This is a genomic window from Streptomyces sp. NPDC044064 (assembly GCF_056434245.1).
In genome coordinates, this window is record NZ_JBWKFN010000029.1 from 123,078 (window position 1) to 131,994 (window position 8,917).

At 70.4% G+C, this 8,917-nt stretch carries 7 protein-coding genes; 1 reads left to right on the forward strand and 6 read right to left on the reverse strand.

The window, feature by feature from the left end; genetic code table 11:
• Nucleotides 1-2 precede the first annotated feature (2 nt).
• The 6 genes from carB to pyrR all read right to left on the reverse strand — a co-directional run bounded on the left by carB (nucleotide 3) and on the right by pyrR (nucleotide 7,968).
• Nucleotides 3-3,311, reverse strand: a complete 3,309-nt coding sequence (gene carB / locus AC07DS_RS36065; protein WP_479152288.1) for a carbamoyl-phosphate synthase large subunit — start codon at nucleotides 3,309-3,311, stop codon at nucleotides 3-5.
• Nucleotides 3,304-4,446 (reverse strand): glutamine-hydrolyzing carbamoyl-phosphate synthase small subunit, encoded by a 1,143-nt coding sequence (gene carA, locus AC07DS_RS36070; protein ID WP_479152289.1) that lies wholly within the window; start codon nucleotides 4,444-4,446, stop codon nucleotides 3,304-3,306. The genes carB and carA overlap by 8 nt, the downstream gene beginning before the upstream one ends.
• Entirely contained in the window at nucleotides 4,443-5,003 is a 561-nt protein-coding gene (locus tag AC07DS_RS36075; RefSeq protein WP_479152291.1) for a PH-like domain-containing protein, read from the reverse strand. The genes carA and AC07DS_RS36075 overlap by 4 nt, the downstream gene beginning before the upstream one ends.
• A complete protein-coding gene (locus AC07DS_RS36080; protein WP_479152293.1) occupies nucleotides 5,000-6,286 on the reverse strand; it encodes a dihydroorotase in 1,287 nt (428 codons plus the stop codon). The genes AC07DS_RS36075 and AC07DS_RS36080 overlap by 4 nt, the downstream gene beginning before the upstream one ends.
• A 5-nt stretch (nucleotides 6,287-6,291) precedes the next feature.
• A complete protein-coding gene (locus tag AC07DS_RS36085) occupies nucleotides 6,292-7,272 on the reverse strand; it encodes an aspartate carbamoyltransferase catalytic subunit (RefSeq protein WP_479152296.1) in 981 nt (326 codons plus the stop codon).
• A 123-nt stretch (nucleotides 7,273-7,395) separates the two neighbouring features.
• Complete coding sequence (gene pyrR, locus AC07DS_RS36090; protein ID WP_145881111.1) at nucleotides 7,396-7,968, reverse strand: bifunctional pyr operon transcriptional regulator/uracil phosphoribosyltransferase PyrR; 573 nt, start codon at nucleotides 7,966-7,968, stop codon at nucleotides 7,396-7,398.
• 252 nt (nucleotides 7,969-8,220) lie between these two features.
• Between pyrR and bldD the strand changes: the two genes are divergently transcribed.
• Nucleotides 8,221-8,724, forward strand: a complete 504-nt coding sequence (gene bldD, locus AC07DS_RS36095; protein ID WP_014671524.1) for a transcriptional regulator BldD — start codon at nucleotides 8,221-8,223, stop codon at nucleotides 8,722-8,724.
• Nucleotides 8,725-8,917: the final 193 nt, after the last annotated feature.

An 8,917-nucleotide genomic window follows, 5' to 3' on the forward strand; every position in this document is an offset into this window, starting at 1 on the left:
TGCTAGTCGCGGGCCGCGGTCAGGTGTTCCGCGTGTTCCTGGAGCGAACGGACGCCCACGTCACCGTGGTTGAGGGCGTCGATGCCCTGGACGGCCGCCGCGAGCGCCTGGACGGTCGTCAGGCACGGCACCGAGCGGGCCACCGCGGCCGTACGGATGTCGTAGCCGTCGAGGCGGCCGCCGGTGCCGTACGGGGTGTTGACGATGAGGTCGACCTCGCCGTCGTGGATGAGCTGGACGATGGTCCGCTCGCCGTTCGGGCCGGTGCCCTCGGACTGCTTGCGCACGATCGTGGCGTTGATGCCGTTGCGCTTGAGGACCTCGGCCGTGCCGGAGGTGGCGAGCAGCTCGAAGCCGTGCGCGACCAGCTCGCGGGCCGGGAAGATCATCGAGCGCTTGTCGCGGTTGGCGACCGAGATGAACGCGCGGCCCTTGGTGGGCAGCGGGCCGTAGGCACCCGCCTGCGACTTGGCGTACGCCGTGCCGAAGACGGAGTCGATGCCCATGACCTCGCCGGTGGAGCGCATCTCCGGGCCGAGGACGGTGTCGACGCCGCGGCCGTGGATGTCGCGGAAGCGCGACCACGGCATGACGGCCTCCTTGACGGAGATCGGCGCGTCCAGCGGCAGCTCGCCGCCGTCGCCGGTCTGCGGCAGCAGGCCCTCGGCGCGCAGCTCGGCGATGGTCGCGCCCAGCGAGATCCGGGCGGCGGCCTTCGCGAGCGGCACCGCGGTCGCCTTCGAGGTGAAGGGGACCGTACGGGAGGCGCGCGGGTTGGCCTCGAGGACGTACAGGATGTCGCCCGCCATCGCGAACTGGATGTTGATCAGGCCGCGCACCCCGACGCCGCGCGCGATGGCCTCGGTGGAGGCACGCAGGCGCTTGATGTCGAAGCCGCCGAGGGTGATCGGGGGCAGGGCGCACGCCGAGTCGCCGGAGTGGATGCCGGCCTCCTCGATGTGCTCCATGACGCCGCCGAGGTACAGCTCCTCGCCGTCGTACAGGGCGTCGACGTCGATCTCGATGGCGTCGTCCAGGAAGCGGTCGACGAGGACCGGCCGGGAGGGGCTGATCTCGGTCGACTCGGCGATGTAGGAGGCGAGGCGGGTCTCGTCGTAGACGATCTCCATGCCGCGCCCGCCGAGGACGTAGGAGGGCCGGACGAGGACCGGGTAGCCGATCTCGTCGGCGATGGCCTTGGCGCCGGTGAAGGTGGTGGCCGTGCCGTGCTTGGGAGCGGGCAGGCCGGCCTCGGCGAGGACCTGGCCGAAGGCGCCGCGGTCCTCGGCGGCGTGGATCGCCTCGGGCGGGGTGCCCACGATCGGCACGCCGTTGTCCTTCAGGGCCTGCGCGAGGCCCAGCGGGGTCTGGCCGCCCAGCTGCACGACCACGCCGGCGATCGGGCCGGCCAAGGACTCCGCATGGACGATCTCCAGCACGTCTTCCAGCGTCAGCGGCTCGAAGTACAGGCGGTCGGAGGTGTCGTAGTCCGTGGAGACGGTCTCCGGGTTGCAGTTGACCATCACGGTCTCGTACCCGGCGTCGGACAGCGCGAAGGAGGCGTGGACGCAGGAGTAGTCGAACTCGATGCCCTGGCCGATGCGGTTCGGGCCGGAGCCCAGGATGATCACCGCGGGCTTCTCGCGGGGCGCGACCTCGGTCTCCTCGTCGTAGGAGGAGTAGAAGTACGGCGTCTTCGCGGCGAACTCGGCGGCGCAGGTGTCGACCGTCTTGTAGACCGGGCGGATGCCGAGGGCGTGCCGGACCTCGCGGACGACGTCCTCGCGCAGGCCGCGGATCTCACCGATCTGCTGGTCGGAGAAGCCGTGCCGCTTGGCCTCGGCGAGCAGCTCACGGGTCAGCTCGGGCGCCGCGTCCAGCTCGTCCGCGACCTCCTTGATCAGGAAGAGCTGGTCCACGAACCACGGGTCGATCTTCGTGTACTCGAAGACCTCCTCGGGCGTGGCGCCGGCACGGATGGCCTGCATGACCGTGTTGATCCGGCCGTCGGTGGGGCGCACGGCCTCGCGCAGCAGCGCTTCCTTGTCGCCGGGCTCACCGACGAAGGTGAACTGGCTGCCCTTCTTCTCCAGCGAGCGCAGCGCCTTCTGGAAGGCCTCGGTGAAGTTGCGGCCGATGGCCATGGCCTCGCCGACCGACTTCATGGTGGTCGTGAGGGTGGAGTCGGCCTGCGGGAACTTCTCGAAGGCGAACCGCGGAGCCTTGACGACCACGTAGTCGAGCGTGGGCTCGAAGGAGGCCGGGGTCTCCTGGGTGATGTCGTTCGGGATCTCGTCCAGGGTGTAGCCCACGGCGAGCTTGGCGGCGATCTTGGCGATCGGGAAGCCGGTCGCCTTGGAGGCGAGCGCCGAGGAGCGCGACACGCGCGGGTTCATCTCGATGACGATCACCCGGCCGTCCTCGGGGTTCACCGCGAACTGGATGTTGCAGCCGCCGGTGTCGACGCCGACCTCGCGGATGACGGCGATGCCGATGTCGCGCAGGATCTGGTACTCGCGGTCGGTCAGCGTCATCGAGGGCGCGACGGTGATCGAGTCACCGGTGTGCACGCCCATCGGGTCGAAGTTCTCGATGGAGCAGACGACCACGACGTTGTCGTGCTTGTCGCGCATCAGCTCCAGCTCGTACTCCTTCCAGCCGAGGATGGACTCCTCCAGGAGCACCTCGGTGGTCGGCGAGAGGGTGAGGCCCTGACCGGCGATGCGGCGCAGCTCCTCCTCGTCGTGCGCGAAGCCGGAGCCGGCGCCGCCCATCGTGAAGGACGGGCGGACGACGACCGGGTAGCCGCCGAGCTGCCCGACGCCCTTGAGGACGTCGTCCATGGAGTGGCAGATGACCGAGCGGGCGGACTCGCCGTACCCGATCTTCGTGTTGACGGCCTCGACCACGCCCTTGAAGAGGTCGCGGTCCTCGCCCTTGTGGATCGCCTCGGGCTTGGCGCCGATCAGCTCGACGCCGTACTTCTCCAGGACACCGTTCTCGTGCAGCGAGATGGCGGTGTTCAGCGCCGTCTGGCCGCCCAGGGTGGGCAGCAGGGCGTCGGGGCGCTCCTTGGCGATGATCTTCTCGACGAACTCGGGCGTGATCGGCTCGACGTAGGTGGCGTCGGCGATCTCCGGGTCGGTCATGATCGTCGCCGGGTTGGAGTTGACGAGGATCACGCGCAGGCCCTCGGCCCTGAGCACGCGGCACGCCTGGGTGCCGGAGTAGTCGAACTCGGCGGCCTGGCCGATGACGATCGGGCCGGAGCCGATGACCAGGACGGACTGGATATCGGTGCGCTTAGGCACGCTGGCCCTCCATCAGGGATACGAAGCGGTCGAACAGGTAGGCGGCGTCGTGCGGGCCCGCTGCCGCTTCGGGGTGGTACTGGACGGAGAAGGCCGGCTGGTCGAGCAGCTGCAGCCCCTCCACGACGTTGTCGTTCAGGCAGACGTGCGAGACCTCGGCGCGGCCGAACTTCGTGTCGCTGACCTTGTCGAGCGGCGCGTCGACGGCGAAGCCGTGGTTGTGCGCGGTGACCTCGACCTTGCCGGTCGTACGGTCCTGGACCGGCTGGTTGATGCCCCGGTGGCCGTACTTCAGCTTGTAGGTGCCGAAGCCGAGGGCGCGGCCGAGGATCTGGTTGCCGAAGCAGATGCCGAACAGCGGCGTCCTGCGCTCCAGCACGGCGGACATGAGGGCCACCGGGCCGTCGGCCGTGGCCGGGTCGCCGGGGCCGTTGGAGAAGAAGACTCCGTCCGGGGCGACGGCGTAGACGTCGTCCACGGAGGCCGTCGCCGGGAGCACGTGCACCTCGATGCCGCGCTCGGCCATGCGGTGCGGGGTCATGCCCTTGATGCCGAGGTCGATGGCGGCGACGGTGAAGCGCTTCTCGCCGATCGCGGGGACGACGTACGCCCGCTCGGTCGCGACCTCCTCGTAGAGGCTCGCACCCTTCATGTGCGGCTGGGCCTGCACGCGCTCGAGCAGCTCGGCCTCGGGGGCGATGGCCTCGCCGGAGAAGATGCCGGCGCGCATCGAGCCGCGCTCGCGCAGGTGGCGGGTGAGGGCGCGGGTGTCGATCCCGGAGATGCCGACCACGCCCTGCGCGACCAGCTCGTCGTCCAGGGAGCGCTTGGCCCGCCAGTTGGACGCCGCGCGCGCGGGGTCGCGCACGACGTAGCCGGAGACCCAGATGCGGCTCGACTCGTCGTCCTCGTCGTTCCAGCCGGTGTTGCCGATCTGCGGGGCGGTCGCGACGACGATCTGGCGGTCGTACGACGGGTCGGTGAGGGTCTCCTGGTAACCGGTCATACCGGTGGAGAACACGGCCTCGCCGAAGGTCTCCCCCACGGCCCCGTAGGCGCGGCCGCGGAAGGTGCGGCCGTCCTCCAGGACGAGTACGGCGGGAACCTTGGCAGCTCCCCTGGTGGAGGTCGTCATCGTGCGCCTTCCGTGTCGTTGGTCATCTGGTTGAGGGTGTCTACCCACTCGTTGTGCTCGGCCGCGTGGTCGGAGCGGAAGCCGGAGTCGATCAGCTTGTCCCCGAGGGCCCAGGTCACCACCAGCAGGCCGCCCTCGGTGAGGACCTTGCCGGCGATGCCCTTGTCGAGCCGGGCGCCGCGCAGTGCGGCGGTGGGGACGAAGAAGTCGGTCGCCCCGGGGCGTACGACCTCCAGGCCCGCGTCCGTGAGGGTGAGCTCGGCCCGGCTGCGGGTGCCGAGGCCGTGGGCCACGATGCGGTCCAGCCACTGCCCGGCCGTGGTCGAGCCGTGGTAGCGGCCGCTCATCGTCAGTCTGGCCTCGCCGGGCTCCTCCGGCGCGCTGGGCAGCTCGGGCAGGTCGCCCTGGAGCGTGCCGCGCCACTTCCAGCCCTCGCGCATCAGCCAGTAGATGAGCGCGACGAAGAGGGCGAGGCCGATCAGCCAGCCGATACGGGCGGGCCAGTCGGTGACCTCGGCCGACTTCTGCGCCTCGGCCAGCAGGATTACAGGTGTCACGTGAGCTTCCCGTCGACGAGCGTGGCCTTGCCCCGCAGCCACGTGTGGGTGACACGGCCCGGCAGCTCGCGTCCCTCGTACGGGGTGTTGCGGCTGCGCGAGGCGAAGCCCGCGGGGTCCACCGAGCCACGGTATTCCGTGTCGACGAGGGCGAGGTTGGCGGGCTCACCAGCCGAGACGGGACGGCCGTGGCCGGTGGCCTGTCCGATCTGCGCCGGCTTGACGGACATGCGGTCGGCGACGCCGGCCCAGTCCAGCAACCCGGTGTCGACCATGGTCTCCTGCACCACTGACAGCGCGGTCTCCAGACCGACCATGCCCATGGCGGCGGCGGCCCACTCGCAGTCCTTGTCCTCGTGCGGGTGCGGGGCGTGGTCGGTGGCGACGATGTCGATCGTGCCGTCGGCGAGCGCCTCGCGCAGGGCGAGCACGTCCCGCTCGGTGCGCAGCGGCGGGTTGACCTTGTAGACGGGGTTGTAGGTGCGCACCAGCTCGTCGGTGAGGAGCAGGTGGTGCGGGGTCACCTCGGCGGTGACCTGGATGCCGCGGGACTTGGCCCAGCGGACGATCTCCACCGAGCCCGCGGTCGAGAGGTGGCAGATGTGCACGCGGGAGCCCACGTGCTCGGCGAGCAGCACGTCCCGGGCGATGATCGACTCCTCGGCGACGGCCGGCCAGCCGCCCAGGCCCAGCTCGGCCGAGACGACGCCCTCGTTCATCTGGGCGCCCTCGGTGAGCCGCGGCTCCTGCGCGTGCTGGGCGACGACACCGCCGAAGGCCTTCACGTACTCCAGCGCCCGGCGCATGATCACGGCGTCGTCCACGCACTTGCCGTCGTCGGAGAAGACGGTGACCCCGGCGGCCGACTCGTGCATCGCGCCCAGCTCGGCGAGCTTGCGGCCCTCCAGGCCGACGGTGACGGCGCCGATGGGCTGGACGTCGCAGTAGCCGTGCTCCTGGCCGAGCCGGTAGACCTGCTCGACCACACCGGCGGTGTCGGCGACCGGGAAGGTGTTGGCCATGGCGAACACGGCGGTGAAGCCGCCGGAGGCGGCCGCGCGCGTGCCGGTCAGCACGGTCTCGGAGTCCTCGCGGCCCGGCTCGCGCAGATGGGTGTGCAGGTCGACCAGACCCGGCAGCAGCACCTTGCCGGCGGCCTCGACGACCTCGGCGCCCTCGGCGCTGAGCCCGGCGCCCACCTCGGCGATCGTCTCGCCGTCGATCAGCACGTCCTGCGGCTCGCCGCCGAGCACCTTCGCACCACGGATAAGGATCTTGCTCATGGGACTTACTTCTCCTCGTTGGTGCGGGTGTGGGTGACGGCGGGCTCGTTTCCACCGAGCAGCAGGTACAGGACGGCCATCCGGATGGAGACGCCGTTCGCGACCTGCTCGACGACGGTGCAGCGCTCGGAGTCGGCGACCTCGGCGGTGATCTCCATGCCGCGGACCATCGGGCCGGGGTGCATCACGATCGCGTGCTCGGGCATCTTCGCCATGCGCTCGCCGTCGAGGCCGTAGCGCCGCGAGTACTCGCGCTCGGTCGGGAAGAAGGCGGCGTTCATGCGCTCCCGCTGGACCCGGAGCATCATCACCGCGTCGGACTTCGGCAGGGTGCTGTCGAGGTCGTAGGACACCTCGCAGGGCCAGGTCTCGACGCCGACCGGTACCAGGGTGGGCGGCGCGACGAGGGTGACCTCGGCGCCGAGGGTGTGCAGCAGGTCGACGTTGGAGCGGGCGACCCGGCTGTGCAGGACGTCTCCGACGATGGTGATCCGCTTGCCGGCCAGGTCCTGGCCGAGACCGGCGTCCCGGCCGACCAGGCGGCGGCGCATGGTGAAGGCGTCCAGCAGGGCCTGCGTGGGGTGCTGGTGGGTGCCGTCGCCGGCGTTGATGACGACGGCGTCGATCCAGCCGGAGGTGGCCAGGCGGTAGGGGGCTCCGGAGGCTCCGTGCCGGATGACGACGGCGTCGACGCCCATCGCCTCCAGGGTCTGGGCGGTGTCCTTCAGGGACTCGCCCTTGGACACGCTGGAGCCCTTGGCGGTGAAGTTGATGACGTCCGCGGACAGCCGCTTCTCGGCGGCCTCGAAGGAGATCCGGGTGCGGGTGGAGTCCTCGAAGAAGAGGTTGACGATCGTGCGGCCGCGCAGGGTCGGCAGCTTCTTGATCGGCCGGTCGGCGACCCGGGCCATCTCCTCGGCGGTGTCGAGGATCAGGACGGCGTCGTCGCGGGTGAGGTCGGCGGCCGAGATGAGATGACGCTGCATCTGTCAGGCTCCGTAAGGCAGTTCATCGGGATCCGGGGGTCTGGGAGATGCCCCCAAGAGGGCACAGTGGGGCAAACCGGTGCGCGTGTCGGCACGCCGAAGCGGCCGTGCGCGCCCGACTTGCTACTGGTCGGCCGGCTTCACACCGAGCAGCACGGTGTCGCGACCGTCCTCCTCGGCGAGCTGGACCTTGACCGTCTCCCGCAGCGACGTGGGGAGGTTCTTGCCGACGTAGTCGGCGCGGATGGGCAGTTCGCGGTGGCCGCGGTCGACCAGGACCGCGAGCTGGACCGCGCGCGGGCGCCCGATGTCGTTCAGGGCGTCGAGGGCGGCACGGATGGTGCGCCCGGAGAAGAGCACGTCGTCGACGAGGACGACCAGACGGCCGTCGATGCCGTCACCGGGGATCTCGGTGCGGGCCAGCGCACGCGGCGGGTGCATGCGCAGGTCGTCGCGGTACATGGTGATGTCGAGCGAGCCGACGGGGACCTTGCGGTCGGTGATCTGCTCCAGCTTGGCGGCGAGCCGCTGGGCGAGGAAGACACCCCGGGTCGGAATGCCCAGGAGCACCACGTCGTCGGCGCCCTTGGCGCGCTCGACGATCTCGTGGGCGATACGGGTCAGTACCCGTGCGATGTCGGGGCCTTCGAGTACGGGCCGAGCATCGGTTGCATGCGGGTTCGCGTGCGAGTCCATACGAAACGGACCTCCTTCTCCGCCTCACGGGACGGACCTTAAAGGACGTCGGATTTGCGCCATCAACGGTAGCAGGTCCCCAGAGGGCGTCGATCACCCACCTGGCGCAATCGGCCGTCACTACCACGGAAGAGTCGGTGTGGACCATTCGGCTTGACGCATGAGAGTCACGCTGCGTAACCTCACAGTGAGTTACCAGCCGCGCGGCGGGAAACCCAACCGACCGCGTCGACACAGTGTCCGGGGAGCTATATGTCCAGCGAATACGCCAAACAGCTCGGGGCCAAGCTCCGGGCCATCCGCACCCAGCAGGGCCTTTCCCTCCACGGTGTCGAGGAGAAGTCCCAGGGTCGCTGGAAGGCCGTGGTGGTCGGTTCATATGAGCGCGGTGACCGCGCCGTGACCGTGCAGCGTCTCGCCGAGTTGGCCGATTTCTATGGCGTCCCCGTGCAGGAGCTCCTGCCGGGCACCACGCCGGGCGGCGCCGCCGAGCCGCCGCCGAAGCTGGTCCTGGACCTGGAGCGGCTGGCCACCGTGCCGGCCGAGAAGGCGGGCCCGCTGCAGCGCTACGCGGCGACCATCCAGTCCCAGCGCGGCGACTACAACGGCAAGGTGCTCTCGATCCGCCAGGACGACCTGCGCACCCTCGCCGTCATCTACGACCAGTCCCCCTCGGTCCTGACCGAGCAGCTGATCAGCTGGGGCGTCCTGGACGCGGACGCGCGCCGCGCGGTGGCCACCCACGAAGAGGCCTGACCGCCTGCAGCAGCTGAGCAGAAACGTGCCGCCGGGGTGGCCTGAACCGTACGGTTCGGGGCGCCCCGGCGGCTTTTGTCCGTGTGCGGCTCCGCCGCGCGGCCGGGGGGGGGCACAACCGGGCCACACCCCCCCCCCCCCGACACCTCCCCCACGCGCGGGGAAAAAAAAAACCGGAGGGGACGCCACACTC

Excerpts from the sequence above, each read along its gene's own strand:
- AC07DS_RS36085 (WP_479152296.1), bottom strand. The coding sequence starts at position 7,272 with ATGCAGCGTCATCTCATCTCGGCCGCCGACCTCACCCGCGACGACGCC.
- pyrR (WP_145881111.1), bottom strand. The coding sequence starts at position 7,968 with ATGGACTCGCACGCGAACCCGCATGCAACCGATGCTCGGCCCGTACTC.
- AC07DS_RS36080 (WP_479152293.1), bottom strand. The coding sequence starts at position 6,286 with ATGAGCAAGATCCTTATCCGTGGTGCGAAGGTGCTCGGCGGCGAGCCG.
- carA (WP_479152289.1), bottom strand. The coding sequence starts at position 4,446 with ATGACGACCTCCACCAGGGGAGCTGCCAAGGTTCCCGCCGTACTCGTC.
- bldD (WP_014671524.1), top strand. The coding sequence starts at position 8,221 with ATGTCCAGCGAATACGCCAAACAGCTCGGGGCCAAGCTCCGGGCCATC.